A 15,533-nucleotide genomic window follows, 5' to 3' on the forward strand; every position below is an offset into this window, starting at 1 on the left:
CCGTGTTTCCAGTGGGATGTAACTGTACATTTCTATTTGGGTTTTGTTATCTGTTCCTCTCATGATTGCTTTATTATTTGCCTTGACTGTTTTGGCAATTATTTTCTATACTTTAATTGAGTTTTTCAGGAAACTGCTAATATTTCCGGCTTGATGTTCCCCGCCGGCGGTCTCTTCGAGTCCGTTCGCATCTTCCGTGATTTCCCGAATAATTCGCTGAAAGGACCATCAAGCCTGCGGGTTGAAAAATAGATATCCTCCGAATCATACTCAATGATGCCGCGGTTGAGGAGAGCGACAAGGGAAAACCCGCGCTCGCTCGAATATCCGGGGACGCCGAAACCGAAGTTGGCTTTTCAATAAAACATTCTTGAAATTTCCCCCGGTTGAAACAAACGGAATTGGTGGTGCGCTTCCGCGGCGCGCTTCGATTTTCAGGGACAGGCGACCGCAATGAACGGGGGATTCCCGGCGACCGCCTTCGGGATCTTTCCGCACCCAGAAGCGGAAAAAGCGCTCGATGTGATATTCCGCAACATCCCCGTGCCCGGGGCGCGCCCTGTCGACCGGCGCCGCCGCTATGGCCCGGCGTTTGTGCGGATTGTTACGGGCCCGAGTTTTCTTTTCGCTTGACGAAAAGCGGGCCTGCTGTAACAACGTTGCACATTGGATGCGATTATGGACAGAACTCATATACTCCGCATAGACTGCGCGGACCGCAAGGGGCTGGTGCATGCGATCACCGGCGTGCTCTTTCGCGGAGGTCTCAATATCACCAGCACCCACGAGTTCGTGGACCGCCAGACGCAACACTTCTTCATGCGCACGGAGTTCGCCGGAGAGCTGGACAGGGAGACGGTGCTCGGGGGGCTTCATGCGTCGCTTCCTGAGGACACGCGGATTGCGCTTTCTGAAAAACGCCGCAAGGACGTCATCATCATGGCGACCAGGGAGCACCACTGTCTCGGAGACCTGCTCCTTCGCCACCGCTACGGAGAGCTCAACGCGCGCGTGCTCGCCGTCGTAAGTAATCACAACGATCTCGGCGAGCTTGTGGAGAAATTCGAGATACCCTTTCACTGCGTTTCGCATGACGGGGTGAGCCGCGAGGAGCACGAGGACGCAATTCTGAAAGTGGTCGAACTGTACGCGCCGGAATACATAGTGCTGGCGAAGTACATGCGCATCCTCAGCCACGCTTTCGTCGACCGTTTTCCGAACCGCATCATCAACATCCATCATTCATTCCTTCCGGCGTTTATCGGGGCAAACCCCTACCGGCAGGCCTATGAGCGCGGGGTGAAGATCATCGGCGCGACGGCGCACTTCGTGAATCACAGTCTGGACGAGGGGCCCATCATCGCGCAGAGCGTGATTCCGGTTGACCACACCTTCAGCGTCGACGATATGCAGCAGGCCGGCCGCGATGGAGAGAAGGTGGTGCTTGCGCGGGCGCTGAAGCTCGCTTTTGAAGACAAGATTTTCGTAAACGGAAACAAGACCGTTATTTTCGAATGAGCCCTGGCCGTCCCTGCGGGCTCACCGCATCAATTTCATCCCGGGAGTGCCATGCTTCGCGTCGAAAATCTCAGTAAATCATACGGAACGGTCGTCCTCTTCGACGAGGTGGGTTTTGCGATAAATCCGCGCGAACGCGTCGGCCTGACGGGGCGCAACGGCCACGGCAAGACCACGCTCTTTCGGCTCATCATCGGCGAGGAGCATCCGGACTCGGGGGTCATCGCCGTTCCGAAAAATTACTCCATCGGGCACGTGCGCCAGCAGCTTTCGTTTTCCGAGGCGACGGTGATCGGGGAGGCCTGCCTGGGGCTTCCCGAGGAGGAGCGCGCAGACCGCTGGCGCGCCGAGAAGATCCTCGCCGGCCTCGGCTTCGGCACTGACGAAATGGGTCGCGCACCGGCGGGGCTTTCGGGCGGCTTCCAGGTGCGGCTCAACCTTGCGAAGGCACTGCTCTCGGCGCCGGACCTCCTGCTCCTCGACGAGCCGACCAACTACCTCGACATCGCGTCAATACGCTGGCTTTCGCGCTTCCTTAATGAATGGATGCGGGAGCTCATGCTCATCACCCACGACCGTTCGTTCATGGACGGAGTGACCACGCACACCATGGGCATACACCGCAAAAAGTTGCGGAAGATACGGGGGAGCACGGGCAAGCTCTACGAGCAGATCGCGAAGGAAGAGGAGATCCACGAGAAGACCCGGTTGAACGACGAGAAGAAGCGCAAGGAGACGGAGCTCTTCATCTCGCGCTTCCGGGCGAAGGCTCGCCTGGGCAACCTCGTTCAGTCGCGCGTTAAAAGCCTGGAGAAGAAGGAGCGCCTCAGGAAGCTCGAGAAGATAAAGACCCTCGAGTTTGAGTTCAACTACGCCGCCTTTCCCGGCCGCCACCTGCTGAACGCGTCGGATATATCGTTTTCGTACCCGGACGGCGCTTTGCACCTCATTGAGAATTTCAATATTACGATCGGAAAACACGACCGCGTCTGCGTCATTGGTAAAAACGGAAAGGGCAAGACAACCCTGCTTAGATTGCTCGCCGGCGAGCTTTCGCCGCTTCAGGGCGAGATCGCCGGACAGCTCCACCTGAGAACCGGCTACTACGCGCAGACGAACACCGTCAACCTGCGCCCAACCTTCACTGTCGAGGAGGAGATACTCTCGGGGTTCGCGGCGGCCGACCGCCGGACGGCCCGAAGCATCTGCGGGGCCATGCTCTTTCAGGGCGATGAGGCGCTCAAGCCGGTACGCGTGCTCTCCGGCGGCGAGAAGGCCCGGGTGCTCCTTGGAAAGATTATCGCCACGCCGGCGAATCTGCTTTTACTCGACGAGCCCACCAACCATCTCGACATGGAGTCATGCGACGCGCTGCTGGAATCGCTCGACGATTTCGACGGCGCGATCGTAATGGTGACGCATAACGAGATGTTTCTCCATGCGCTGGCCACGCGCATCGTCGCCTTCCAGCGCGGACGCGTTTCGGTGCACGAGGGGAGCTACCGGGACTTTCTCGAAAAAGTGGGATGGGAGGACGAGTACCAACAGGAGGGCGCGCGCGGCGCGGCCGCTCGTGCGGATGGGCCCGTTACCAACAAAAAGGAACTGCGCCGAATACGCTCCGAAATCCAGGCGCGCCGCGCGAAGGAGCTCGGGCCCCTTGAAAGCAGGATGGCCGAAATGGAGAAGCGCATCGCCGAAGAGGAGGCCTCCTCGGCCCGCGAGCACGACGAGCTGGTCGAGGCCTCGCATGCGGGTGATGGCGCGCGCATCGCATCCCTTTCCAAGTCGGCGCACGACCGCGCACAGCTCATAAATGCGCTGTATGAGGAACTCGACGCGCTGACCTGCCGCCACGAGGAGGAATCCGCGCGCTTCGGCGAGGAGCTCGCCGCGGTCGGGGGCGAGGGGGTGGTTTAATCCGGCCCGATCGGGTCGTTCCCGGCCGGTATACGGATGCTTTAGGGAAACGACCCGGAAGTCGAGCTTGTCGAACAATTACGGGCCCGCCCGCTATTATTGTAATTCTGTCGGATGCGATCCGTGTCGGTCACAGCATCTCCATAATTTTATTCTGAAACCCCTCCAGCAGCATCGTCGTGTACTTTTTATTGAAATTGAAGAACACCGAAAAGATTCCGATCCCCTCGTGGAACGCGACGGTGGCAAGGGCCAGATGCGCGGCCTGGGGTGAGCCGCCGTTTTTTGTTATGGCGGACTCCACCGCGCCGATCAGTGCGCGATAAATCTTTCTCAGCTTGGCGTTGACCACGGGATTGTAGAGGGCCACCCCCCATATCTCGAAAAACACTTTTTGAAGCTTTTTGTCGGTGGTGATGTGCTCGTTAAAAAAGGCGAAAACCGACCGTACCGTCTCCTCGAACGTGGGGCCGGACTTATCGAGGCGGAGCATGTGTTCGGCGAACAGGCCGTCGTATTTTTCGAAAAGGTAATCGATAAAATTGAGAAGGATGTCTTCCTTGCTCTTAAAATAATAATGCAGCATGGCGTAGTTGATCCCCGACTCCGTGCCGATGTCCTTGATCGATGTTTCACTGTACGGCTTTTTTAAAAGGCAGCGGTACAGCGCTTCCAGTATCTCCCTGCGGCGCCGTTCCTTTATGGGCTTTCTTCCCAACGTGTGCTCCTGGTTGATGATCGGTATCGGCGACCGTATCGTTCATCGACCCCGGCCATGATGCGGTCCATAGAAAAAAGCCGGCCGCGCCAGTGCGGCGCGGCCGGCCTTGATTTATTTTAAAAGCTCCGTCACCATCTCGCCGATTACCGCGATGTAGTTGTCCACGTCCTTCGTGGTCGTCTGCGGCCCTACCAGGGCCATTTCGTGGACCGGGGTGAGGAGAATTCCCCGGTTCGCGCAGTATACATGGATGAGCTCTTCGAGAGGCCCGGTGAGTCCCTCCATGATAGGGTCGACCGGGTTGTACGGCACCTCGGAGAACAACGCCTCGGATCCGTTTTTAGGTGGATTGGGGAGAAAGCGAAACTCCACCCGGCAGCCGATGCGCGCGACGTACCAGCCGAGGCCGTTGCCTTTGATTATTTTCGCGAGTCCTTTCTCCATCCTCTTCGCCAGGCGTATCATGCGCTTGAAGTTCTCATCGTTGATTGCGTGCTCGAGCGCGGCCCGGATGCCCGCTACCGCCGCGGCGTTCCCCGAAAGCGTTCCGCCGAAACCGAAAAATACGTGCCATGGCTTGCGCTTCGCCAACCACTCCGAAATGGCCGCGTTGAAACCGAGGATCGCGGCAGGGTAGCCGCCGGCGATGAACTTGCCCGCCACGAAGATGTCCGGATCGAGGTTCATCTCGCCGGTCACGCCGCGCGGACCGGCGCACATGGAATGCGTCTCGTCGATAAGCAGGAGCGTGCCGTATTTGCGCGTGAGCGCGCGGAGCGCTTCGTGGTAGCCGGGTTCGGGGTTGATGATGCCGACGTTCGTCATCACAGGCTCAGTTATGACACAGGCGATGTCTCCCGGCGCGAGGGCCTTCTCGAGCGCCTCGACGTCGTTGAAGTCGACTATCCTCGTCATCTCGGCGGGGTTCCTGACCAGCGGTCCCATGAGCCCCGGATTGTTGATCATCTCGCCGAAGAAGTTGACGCAGAGGGTTTCGTCGACCGAGCCGTGGTAAGTGCCGTTCATGGCAAGGATGAGGTGCCGGCCCGTATATTCACGCGCCGCCTTGAGCGCCATCCTGTTGGCGTCGGTGGCGGTCATGAGGATCTGCCAGAAAGGCAGTTTGAACCTGCGCGTGAGTTCCTCTCCCACCCAGATACAGTCCTCGGTGGGGAGCATGGTGGTGGTACCCCTGTTCTTGAGCTGGTTCGAAATGGCACTGACGATTTTAGGATGCGCGTGGCCGCACAGCCCGCCGGTGTCGCCCAGGCACAGATCGAGATAGCGATGGCCGTCCACGTCGGTGATGTAAACGCCTTTGGCCTTTTCGACGAATACCGGGAAGCCTCCGACCCAGATACGCATCCAGGACATGGGCACCCCGCCGACCAGGTGTTTGCGCGCTTTTTCAAAAAGGGCCCTGGACTTGGGCCGTTCGGCGGCGTAGCGCTCGACCTCGCGCTTTATGAGTTCGTGTATTTTTTCAAGTTTTACTTCCGACATGGCTTTCAATCATCCTCCTCCGGTCAGTGTTTGTTGCTCCCACGCCATTACGGTCGTGGATGAACAGAATTGAGCCGTTGCGGGTAAGGGAGATCCGAGGTTTTATCGCCCCGGCAACAACTTGGAAAAATCACGATCGTATTAATTTGTCAATCAACAAATAAATAAAAACTTAAGAAAAAAGGCGGGCCGATGGCCCGCCTTTTCGGTACTGCCGGTTCTGATGCGGCTTATTTGGCCAGGTCGGCGATCCCCAGATCCCTGAGCTTCTCTTTCGTCGGCCCGCCGCTGGCGACGTCCCAGCCGGCGAGTTCGCAGAACCCGCGGGTGAGCTTCTCCATGTCGAGCGTCACTCCCTTCAGGGGACCCTTCTTCAGCGGCTCGGCGCCGGCCGCGCGGGAGTGGAGCTTCGTGTCCCCGGGTTTGAGCCCTTCGCGCAGATTGAACGCCTTGCGCAGGTTGAATATCCGCTCGCCCGCCTTGAGGTAGTCGTCGGCGGAGAGATTCCAGCCCGTAACTGCGTTAAGGTACTCAACCACGGGAAGCGGGCCGGTGAGCACGCCGAACTGGCAGAGGCCCGCGCCGTTGAAGAGGTTGGTAAAGTAGGCGGTGCCGAGGCAGAGCGCGAGGCTCTTCATGTCTTTGCCCTGCGAGCGGCCTATCATCTTTTTAACCGACGGGAAGCGCTTCTTGGTTTTGTAGAGAGGCCCGTAGAGGTACGAGGAGACAGTGTGCCGTCCGGGCGTGGGTTCCATCTGGTAGATGATGCCGAAGCCCGGGTCGAGCCTCGAATCGTGCATGGGAAGCTCCTGGCCGCCGGCATGGATCGCGAACTGTTCGGAGCCTTTGCCGATCTTTTTCGCCGCGATATTTACGCCGTCCGCGAGGACGTCGCCGATCTTCTCGCGATTGATGATCATCTCGGTGAGTTCAAGAATCTCGGCGGATTTTCCCCAGCCGAGCTTGAGCCCGCCGGTCTGTTTTTCATCGATTATTCCCTTCTCGAAACACTCGATCGCGAAGGCTACCGCGCCGCCGGCCGAGATGGTATCGATCCCCTCGCGGTTGCAGAGCTCGTTGATCTCGATAAGCGTATCGAGGTCGTTCTGCAGCACCAGTCCGCCGAACGCGCACAGCGACTCGTACTCGGGCTTGTGTCCCTCCGTGCCCGCGTAGCGGCCCTTCTTGATGTCGATCACGCCGCCGCAGGCCAGCGGACAGGCCTGGCAGCCGTACTTCTTCTTCTGGTAGGCTATGACGCTCTCGTCCGAAAGCTTGTAGCTGCCGGGATAATCGACGTAACCCACTCCAGACCAGTTCTTGATCGGGGAGTCGCCCGTCAGCGCCGAATAGACGGTGAGGCCGCACGTGCCGTATTTTTTGTAGATCTCGCGGACGGTCGACGGCTGGCTGGGTACCGCTATACCGGTTCGCGCGATCACCTGGCTCACGTAGTTGATGACGGCCACCGTGACGGTGTCCATCGGATTGACAAACTTGTATGATTTAAGAAACTTTTTGCTGATCGCCTTCATCTTCTCGGGATCGGCCACGGGGATCTTCGCCGAGCCTTTTACTGCCAGGGCCTTCAGGTTTTTGCTGCCCATCACCGCGCCAAGGCCCGAACGGGCCGCGATGCGCCCGCCGTCGGTAACCACGCCCGAGATGAGCGAAAGCTTTTCGCCGGACTTGCCGATGCAGGCCACCTGCGCCTTCTTTTCCTTGAGCTCGGCGCGGATGAGCTCCTCGGTCTCGACCGTATCCCTGCCCCATATCTTTTTGGCGTCTTTTATCTCGACCTTGCCGTCGCTGATGTAGACGTACACCGGCTTCTTCGCCTTTCCGGTGAAGAAGACCGCGTCGTAACCGGCCCGCTTTATCTCGATCGAGAAAAACCCCCCGGAGTTCGCGTCGCCCCAGCCGCCCGTAAGCGGAGACTTGCCCACAACCATAAACCGCCCGGAGAAGTAGGCTCCCGTTCCCGTAAGTATCCCCGAACAGAATCCGATGTGCGCTTCAGGCGACAGCGGATTTATCTTCGCCTTCTGCCGCTCGGTGATTACGGCGGCACCCATGCCATAACCGGTAAGGTATTTTTTATAGAATTCTTCCCCGGGGTGCACCACCTCGCTTTTCCCGGTTGATAGATTGATGATTACGTACTTCCCCATGTAACCGCTCATTACACGTACCTCCATTTATGATACCGACCTGCATGCCCAGGATGATGCGGCATTGAGAAGAACGACGGGTCACCACTCCGGATATTTTAATTTTCTCCGCCGATGAAGCCCGTCATCCAGGGCCTGAATACCATTACAATGAAGGCCGTTCATAAAATAGCAACTTTATTACAGGTGCGGTAATAATTTTTTAAGCGGTCGCTCATCCCGGGTAGGCGATGGCCGCCCGGCGGAAGGGTGCGCCCGCGCGCGCTCCAATCGTGAAAAAATGACTTGCAATAAAAGCGGCGCGGGTTTCTATGTTGAAAAACTGAGTGGTTGCTCACTCAATTTAATTAAAGGAGGGAGCTATGCCGTTAGCGCAGGAAGACATCAAACGGCTTCGGGAAAAGGCGAAGGATATCCGCAAAACCATCGTCGATATCACCTTTACCGCAGGCGGCGGCCATATCGGCGGGTCGCTTTCGCAGACCGACATACTGGTGGCGTTATACTATAAATATCTCAATATCGATCCTAAAAAGCCCCGCTGGGAAGACCGCGACCGGTTCATCCTTTCCAAGGGCCATGGAGGTCTGGGATGGGCCGCCATTCTGGGCGAGAAGGGGTATTTCGACAAGGCTTTACTCAAGAATTTCAACAAGACCGGCTCTCCCTTCGGGATGCATCTCGACATGCTCAAGGTGCCCGGATGCGACGCGTCCACCGGCTCGCTGGGGCACGGGCTTGGCATCGCCGTGGGGCTGGCCCTGGGGGCGAAGATGTCCGGAAGGAAGTACCGCACCTACTGCGTGATGGGCGACGGCGAGCTCTGCGAGGGCTCGGTGTGGGAGGCCGCCATCATCGGCGCGTTCCACAAACTCGACAACCTTACCGCTTTCGTGGACCGCAACAACCTCATGATCGACGGGCCCACCGAAGAGATCACCCAGCTCGACAACATCAACGATAAGTTCGCCTCTTTCGGATGGGAGGTCCTGCGCATCGACGGGCACGACTTCGCGGCGATCGGCGGCGCCATCGAAAAGGCGCAGACTATCAAGGCGAAGCCCACGGTCGTAATCTGCGACACCGTAAAGGGAAAGTGCGTCGATTACATGGAAAACGACTACAAATGGCATTACGGCGGTCTCGATTCGGACATGCGCGACAAGGCGCTCGCGTGCATCGACAATTACTACGCGAAGGCATAGGAGGAAACCAATGGCAGAAGGCATGACATGGTCCATTGAAGAGGCCGACAAGCTCACCCAGGCCGAGGTGTACGGCCAGGTGCTCACCCAGCTTGGCGAGAAGGACCCGAAGATTATCGCGATGACCGCCGACCTCGCGAAGTCCACCAAAATAGGCAATTTCGGACAGAAGTTCCCCGAACGCTTCATCAACATGGGTATCGCCGAAAACTCGCTCTTCGGCGTGGCCGCGGGGCTCGCGCTCGCCGGGTACAAGCCGGTGGTCTCCACGTTCGCGGTTTTCGCGGCGCTGCGCAGCGCCGAGTTCGTACGCACCGACATCTGTTACCAGAACCTCGACGTCAAGATAATCGCCACACACGCCGGAATCTCGTTCGGGCAGGCGGGCTCCACCCACCACTGCACCGAGGACATCGCGGTGATGCGCTCGTTCGCCAACATGACCGTCATCGTCCCGGCCGACGGCATCGAGACCGGTAACGCCGTCGCCGCGGCCATGGACTGGCCCGGACCCGTCTACATCCGCATAGGGCGCGGCTTCGAGCCGCCGGTCAACACCACCGCCGATTACGGCTTCCAGATAGGGAAGGCCGTCACCATGCGCGAGGGCAAAGACATCACGCTCATCTGCTGCGGGGTCACGGTGCTTCAGGCGGCGCGCGCGGCGAAGATTCTCGAAACGCAGGGGCTCTCGGTGCGCATCATCAACATGCACACCGTCAAGCCCATCGACAAAGAGGTCATCCTCAAGGCCGTCATGGAGACGCGCCGAATCGTCACGATCGAGGAGCATAACGTGCTGTGCGGCCTGGGAAGCGCGGTGGCCGAGGTCATCGTCGAGAGCGGCAAGGCCTGCGCCTTCACGAAGCTCGGCATTCCCGATCAGTATGTCATCGTGGGGTATCCCGAGGACCTGTACAACCACTACAAGATCGACGCCGACGGCATCGTCGAGGCGGTGAGCGCGCTCATGGGCCGCGAGATCGAGGAAGACGAGAACTGGGACGACGAGACATGATCGGGGAGGCGGAACATGGCAGATAAAGTCGATTTAACGGTACGCATCATCCTCCGTTCTATCCTTCCGCTCTTCAAGACGCTTTATAATGAAGGCGGTGGCCTGTATAAAAAGCTCCTCTCGGGGATCGACGGAACTATCCAGTTCTCGTTAAAGGGAACCGAAACCGGCGCACACCTGCGGTTCGAGGACGGGGTGCTCGAGCTGGTGCAGGGTGTTATTCCGAACCCCGGCGTGCACATAGCGTTCAAAAAGCCGGAGGACATGATCGCGCTTTTCACCGGCGGCAAGGGCGGGCTTCCCTCGGTTTCCGGGGCGTGGCGGCTGGGGCTGCTCCTCAAGCTCGCGCCGCTTTTCATCGGGCTTACGCTTCTCATGCCCGACAACAAGCCGAAAAACGCGAAAAAGCGCGAGTTGAAGATAAAGCTCACCATGTACATGGTGACCAATGCGCTCTCACAGCTCAACAAGGGCGGCGAAGCCGACATGAACGTGTGGACGGCGAAGCAGCCAGACCGCGTGTACCAGCTCTCTGTACAGCCCGAGGGGCCCGCGGCGTATCTGCGCGTTAAGGCCGGCAACTCCAAGTCGGGCCACGGTCTCTATACCCGCAAGGCGCCGTTCATCCACATGATGTTCAACGGTATCGACGGCGCGTTCAAGGTGATGGGCGAGGGCAAGAATACGGTGAAGGCCATGGGCGACGGCGACGTAAGGGTGGAGGGCTCGCCCGAGTACGCCGGCACGCTCGGCAGTTTCATGGTGCGCGTTCAGGACCTGCTTACGCCTCCGGCGAAGTAGCGATACAATCGGCGGGTGGCGGTCGAACGTACGCTATCCGCCGATTTTTTAAAAACAGTGTGGCCGCGGTTGTCGGGTTGGGGCATTATCCCATTATATCATCGGGAGAATAACTGAAAAATTCCTCATGCGACAGGCCCCCGGCGCCAGCGAGAAGGGCTTTTTTAACGGGGAAGCTCTTTGTAAAGTCCCCCATTCCGGGAAGCGATTCTTTCCTCCTTCCGGTTTTTACTTCAATGCCCGCAATCTCCTCGCGCTCCCTCTGGTAGAAAAGGCGCGTGTCATTACCGCGCGAGATGTTGGAAAGATGCGCACACACCGACGACTCAACCGGTCTTCCCCATCTATCAAAATCATTTCGAACATCCGCAAATCTGCCGGGAGGATGGGATGATATCGACGCGGTATTAAGAACTTGAAGCCTCGGACTCGATGTTCGTTTCGAAAGTGCCAGCGTGGAATACTTTCTCAGACCGGTAAGAATGCCCGCCGAGTCGAGCAAATCAGGGGAATGGGAAAGCGTAACGGTATTACCGGCGTCCTGAAGCTGTCCGAGCATCTTGTTGAATGAAAGGATGCTGCCGGAATGCTCGCATCCGATTTCGAAAAGGTTATTGAGCGGAGCGGGTTTGTTTATTCTCGTCATCATGAGAATGTCGCGGAAGATGGCGGTTTCGACCAGCGAATCGCGTATGCGGCTTTTCCATCGCCCGTCATCATCGATTAAAAGCGCGGACCCCGGATGCCCTCTGTAATAGACGTACTGCCCGATCGAAAAACCGAAGGCGCTTTTCATCTCCGCGAGGCGGAAAATTTATCAAAAAGCCCTTGTGGTAAAAGAGATTGCCGCGCCCCGATAAGGCCGGGCTCGCAATGTCAGCGTACTCCCCGAAATTTAATTCACACCCGTATACAGCCGCGCGCGTCCGATTGTATTCGCCTTGACATTCCCGGCGCGCAGGCGCAGTCTCAACTTGCCGGGCGCTCCCGCGCGCCGGCCATTACGGAGAGAGGGAGTGTTCGATGAAGAGCTCGGTATTCGTGTTGATGTGCGGAATTCTCGCGCTGTTCGCCTGTGTCTCCGGCCCCGAGGCGGAGGCCGATTTTATGAAAAAAGCGAAAGAGATGGCCGCCGCCGTCGCCGACAGGCCGCTCGATGAAAAGACGATCATGGCCGGGCTGAAAGAGGCGCTGAATGTCGGCACGCAGAAGGCCGTTCAAAAGGTTTCAGTGGCCGACGGCTACTTCAAGAATCCGAAAATTAAAATACCGCTGCCGCGCAATCTCCAGAAATGGGCCGACAGGCTGCGCAAAATCGGGCTGGGCAAAAAGGTCGACGAACTCGAACTTTCCATGAACCGGGCCGCCGAACAGGCCGCGCCGAAAGCGAAGGACATCTTCGTCGATGCCGTTAAAAAGATGACGATCACCGACGCTAAAAATATTTTATATGGAAAAAACACCAACGAAGCCACGCTGTACTTCGAAAAGCATACCCGTCCATCGCTCTTTACGCTATTCTTTCCCGTTATGAAGACAGCGCTGGATAATGTGGGCGCCACGAAGGCGTACAAGTATCTGCTCGGCCAGTACAACGCACTGCCTCTCGTTGAGAAAAAAGAATACGACCTGGATTCCTACGCCACCGACAAGGCCCTCGACGGCCTGTTCTATATGATTTCGCTGGAGGAGACCCTCATCCGCAAGGACCCGGCCGCGAGGGTGACGGAATTGTTGAAAAAGGTTTTTAAGTAGCAAATCCCCGCGACTCCTGGCGCGTCCTCTTCAATGAAGGGGTCTCCCGTGAAGGCGGCTGAGCTGCGCGGCCGGAGGCTCATGAAACCCGTGCGGGAATGTCGCTCTTCGAACTCACCCCCGACACCCTCTCTTTAACCGAAAGAGGGGGGGCCTGCCGACGAGTTGACTCCACAGAACTCCCCCTTCTCTTCTCCGAAGAGAAGGGGGCCGTGGGGATGAGTTGAAAAGCTCTGGAGGTCGCGTCGTTAGCCGGCCCGGAGGCGGGGGGATTCACTTCGTCTTCAGCTTGTACACGCCGTCCCAGTTCTTCGGCGGCGGGGTATCGATGAATTCCGAGCATCGTTCCAGGTATGTCTTGCACGGACCGTCGTCCTCGACCGTTTTGAGCCCGGCCTTGAAGGCCGCGCGCGCGCCCTTCCAGTCGCGGGCGCGGAAGAGCTCGAGCCCCTCGTAGTATTTTCTGAGCATTTCCATCATGTAATCGGAGAGGCCGCCTTTTTTTCCAATGAGCTCGAACACCTTGATCGGCTCGTTCTTGCCGACCACCTTTATGAGGTCGAGCTCGCGCGCCTCGATATGGTCCTTCGCCTGCAGGTAGGTGTTTTCGCTTATCATGGCGTAGGTGCTGTAATACTTGTTCGCGCCCTCCAGGCGCGCGGCCAGGTTCACCGAGTCGCCCATCATGGTGTAATCCATTCGTGTGCGCGAGCCCATGTTGCCGACGACGGCGTTGCCGGTGTTCATGCCCATGCGAACACGAAGCTCCTGCTGTCCGATGCTGCGCCATCCTTCACGCATCTCGGCGAGCCGTTTCTTCATATCGACAGCCGCCATGCAGAGCTTTACGGCGTGGTCAGGATACGGGTGCGGAGCGCCGAAAAACGCGATGATGGCGTCGCCCTCGTATTTATCGATGGTGCCGTCGTAGCCCAGAATGATATCGGTCATTTCCGAGAGATATTCGTTCAGGAGCGCCACGAGCTGCGGCGGGGAGAGCTTCTCGGATATCGTGGAGAAGCCGGCCACGTCGGAGAAGAAGATCGATATCTCGCGCATTTCGCCGCCGAGGTTGAGCGATTCCGGGTTCTTGATTATCTCGTCGATAACGTGCGGCGAGAGATAGTGCGAGAACGCGGATTTGATGAAGCGTTTCTGGCTCTCCTCGCTCACGAACTTGGTCGCGATGATTGCCAGTGCCGGAAGCAGGAGCGCGAGCGATATCCCGACCTGGTCGACCCAGACGCGGCCGAAGGCGAAGGTGGCGAAAATTCCCGCGTTGACCACGACGAACGATACCACCGTGGCCACGACGGAGCGCACGGCCGAGAGCCGCTGTATGGTGAATCCGATCACCAGCGCGATGACGAGCATGATCGCGTACGAAACGAGCGGGTCGGCCCTGCGGATGAAGTTCTTCTGGAGTATGGTGTTCACGATATTGTGATAGGTCCCGACCATCATGTATTCCGAGGACAGCGGCGTCACCCCGATATCCGAGGTGGCCGTGGCGGTGAGTCCCATGATGACCGAGTGATCGCGGAGGTTTTCGACCGCGAGCGTGATATTGATGGCGGTGACGAAGTTCTCGAGGTTCTGTAGGTCGGCCTCCGCTTCAGGATTTTTCTTTTTACCGAGCTCCGTCCTCAGGCGCTTTATTTCATCCTGCAGCGGTTTCGCGTAGCTCTTTTCGATCTCGCGGATCTTTTTCCGGGTTTCGACGATCTCCTTCCACGTCCCGCGTCCGGCCGACGGGTCTTTCGATGATTCGAGCCGTGTGTAAAGCTGGGCCAGCTTTCCGTAGAGAAGACTGCGGTCGGTTTTTCCCGATTTAATCTCCTCCTCGTCGAAATAACCGTGGACCTCGTCGCGCACCCCGTTGTACTCCAGCAACGCGTAATACGAAAGGTGATTGAAGGCCTTTTCGAAATCATCCGCCCAGTTGATGTGGATCATCCCCTGCCTGTCGATGGGTATGACGATGTCCTCGACCGCCCTGCTGACGGGGTTCGCCGCCTTTCTCAAAACGATCCTCTGCCCGGGGACGACCTCGATGTCCTTGAGCGGGACGCCGCAGAGGTCCGCGATCATGGAGAGCGCCATGTGGAAATAGATGCGCCCCTCGAAAACGCGGACCAGCCGGATTTTGCGGGAGATGCCGTCGGCGTCGAAGTCCGAATCAACGAAGCCGAAGACCCGCGTCGCGCGCACGAGCTGCGGCACCGGATACTGAATCTGCACGCGGTCGGGATCGATGAGCCCGTTGAAAGCGGCGGCGCCTTTTTCCGGAAGTGGAACCGAGGCTTTATTCGTGAAATACTGGATGGCCGCCTTTCTCTCCGCGAGCGCCTTTTCGTCCATGTTGTAGAGTATGAGCCTCTCCTTGGAGAAGGAGTAGGCGAGGACCGCCTTCCCGTACGCCTTCGCCGATTCGGCGAACAAGCGGTCGCTGTCGATAAGCGCCCCGGTGATGTCTTCTCCCTTTACCGGACGGCCCTTCTTGATCTTTTCCTCCAGCCCCGGCATGGCCTTGCGGTCCACCAGCAGCGGAGATTCCTCTATGAACTGGATATCGAAGACGGCCTGCCGGGCGCCAACCTGACCGAGAACATCGAGCCCGTCGGCGTAGATGTGGCGGGGCCACGGGTACTGCCCCACGCTGTAGATGGCGCTGTCGTCTATGTTCAGGAAGGTGAGAAACTCCCACTGCGGTACAGAGGGCTTGGCGTGAAAGTTGAGGTCGTAGAGCTTCAGATCGAAGAGCTCGTAGGGCCTGGTGAAACTGAGGGCGAAAAGAAGGACGAACGCGCCGAGCGCGATGGCCGCCGCCGTCAGACGGCTTTTTTCGAGTCTTTCTTTGAGGTAATCGAGGAATTGTTTGATCATGGTCCGGTCCTGTGAATGGTTTGAGTGGCCAAGCC

The 15,533-nt window shown here is 58.2% G+C and carries 11 protein-coding genes; 6 read left to right on the plus strand and 5 right to left on the minus strand.

Annotated elements, in window-relative coordinates; genetic code table 11:
* Positions 1-678 precede the first annotated feature (678 nt).
* Positions 679-1,518 (plus strand): formyltetrahydrofolate deformylase, encoded by an 840-nt coding sequence (gene purU / locus VLM75_05955; protein ID HSV96465.1) that lies wholly within the window; start codon positions 679-681, stop codon positions 1,516-1,518.
* A 51-nt stretch (positions 1,519-1,569) separates the two neighbouring features.
* A complete protein-coding gene (locus VLM75_05960; protein HSV96466.1) occupies positions 1,570-3,438 on the plus strand; it encodes an ABC-F family ATP-binding cassette domain-containing protein in 1,869 nt (622 codons plus the stop codon).
* Positions 3,439-3,568: 130 nt separating this feature from the next.
* Here VLM75_05960 and VLM75_05965 read toward each other — a convergent pair whose 3' ends face one another.
* From VLM75_05965 to VLM75_05975, 3 genes are all read right to left on the minus strand, one after another.
* A complete protein-coding gene (locus VLM75_05965; protein ID HSV96467.1) occupies positions 3,569-4,156 on the minus strand; it encodes a TetR/AcrR family transcriptional regulator in 588 nt (195 codons plus the stop codon).
* A gap of 114 nt (positions 4,157-4,270) precedes the next feature.
* Positions 4,271-5,662 (minus strand): transaminase, encoded by a 1,392-nt coding sequence (locus tag VLM75_05970; GenBank protein HSV96468.1) that lies wholly within the window; start codon positions 5,660-5,662, stop codon positions 4,271-4,273.
* Between the two features lie 230 nt (positions 5,663-5,892).
* Complete coding sequence (locus tag VLM75_05975; protein HSV96469.1) at positions 5,893-7,845, minus strand: aldehyde ferredoxin oxidoreductase family protein; 1,953 nt, start codon at positions 7,843-7,845, stop codon at positions 5,893-5,895.
* Positions 7,846-8,195: 350 nt separating this feature from the next.
* Here VLM75_05975 and VLM75_05980 point away from each other — a divergent pair, with 350 nt between their 5' ends.
* The 3 genes from VLM75_05980 to VLM75_05990 are packed head-to-tail and all read left to right on the plus strand — an operon-like array spanning position 8,196 to position 10,857.
* On the plus strand, positions 8,196-9,038 hold the full coding sequence (locus VLM75_05980; protein HSV96470.1) for a transketolase: 843 nt from the start codon (positions 8,196-8,198) through the stop codon (positions 9,036-9,038).
* 10 nt (positions 9,039-9,048) lie between these two features.
* Positions 9,049-10,056, plus strand: coding sequence for a transketolase C-terminal domain-containing protein (locus VLM75_05985; GenBank protein ID HSV96471.1), 1,008 nt, complete (start codon positions 9,049-9,051; stop codon positions 10,054-10,056).
* A gap of 15 nt (positions 10,057-10,071) precedes the next feature.
* On the plus strand, positions 10,072-10,857 hold the full coding sequence (locus VLM75_05990; protein HSV96472.1) for a hypothetical protein: 786 nt from the start codon (positions 10,072-10,074) through the stop codon (positions 10,855-10,857).
* A gap of 85 nt (positions 10,858-10,942) precedes the next feature.
* Here the strand turns inward: VLM75_05990 and VLM75_05995 are convergent, their stop codons facing one another.
* Positions 10,943-11,653, minus strand: coding sequence for a hypothetical protein (locus VLM75_05995; protein ID HSV96473.1), 711 nt, complete (start codon positions 11,651-11,653; stop codon positions 10,943-10,945).
* A gap of 227 nt (positions 11,654-11,880) precedes the next feature.
* Here VLM75_05995 and VLM75_06000 point away from each other — a divergent pair, with 227 nt between their 5' ends.
* Positions 11,881-12,612, plus strand: a complete 732-nt coding sequence (locus tag VLM75_06000; protein ID HSV96474.1) for a DUF4197 domain-containing protein — start codon at positions 11,881-11,883, stop codon at positions 12,610-12,612.
* Positions 12,613-12,885: 273 nt separating this feature from the next.
* On the opposite strand, the gene VLM75_06005 is transcribed toward VLM75_06000, so the two are convergent.
* The coding region (locus tag VLM75_06005; GenBank protein ID HSV96475.1) for an adenylate/guanylate cyclase domain-containing protein at positions 12,886-15,533 on the minus strand (2,648 nt) is incomplete at its 5' end.

This window comes from Spirochaetota bacterium (assembly GCA_035477215.1).
Lineage (GTDB): Bacteria > Spirochaetota > UBA4802 > UBA4802 > UBA5368 > MVZN01.

Coding starts and splice junctions, on each gene's coding strand:
- VLM75_05970 (HSV96468.1), bottom strand. CDS start 5,662: ATGTCGGAAGTAAAACTTGAAAAAATACACGAACTCATAAAGCGCGAG.
- VLM75_05975 (HSV96469.1), bottom strand. CDS start 7,845: ATGAGCGGTTACATGGGGAAGTACGTAATCATCAATCTATCAACCGGG.
- VLM75_05985 (HSV96471.1), top strand. CDS start 9,049: ATGGCAGAAGGCATGACATGGTCCATTGAAGAGGCCGACAAGCTCACC.
- VLM75_05995 (HSV96473.1), bottom strand. CDS start 11,653: ATGAAAAGCGCCTTCGGTTTTTCGATCGGGCAGTACGTCTATTACAGA.
- VLM75_05980 (HSV96470.1), top strand. CDS start 8,196: ATGCCGTTAGCGCAGGAAGACATCAAACGGCTTCGGGAAAAGGCGAAG.
- VLM75_05990 (HSV96472.1), top strand. CDS start 10,072: ATGGCAGATAAAGTCGATTTAACGGTACGCATCATCCTCCGTTCTATC.
- purU (HSV96465.1), top strand. CDS start 679: ATGGACAGAACTCATATACTCCGCATAGACTGCGCGGACCGCAAGGGG.
- VLM75_05960 (HSV96466.1), top strand. CDS start 1,570: ATGCTTCGCGTCGAAAATCTCAGTAAATCATACGGAACGGTCGTCCTC.
- VLM75_06000 (HSV96474.1), top strand. CDS start 11,881: ATGAAGAGCTCGGTATTCGTGTTGATGTGCGGAATTCTCGCGCTGTTC.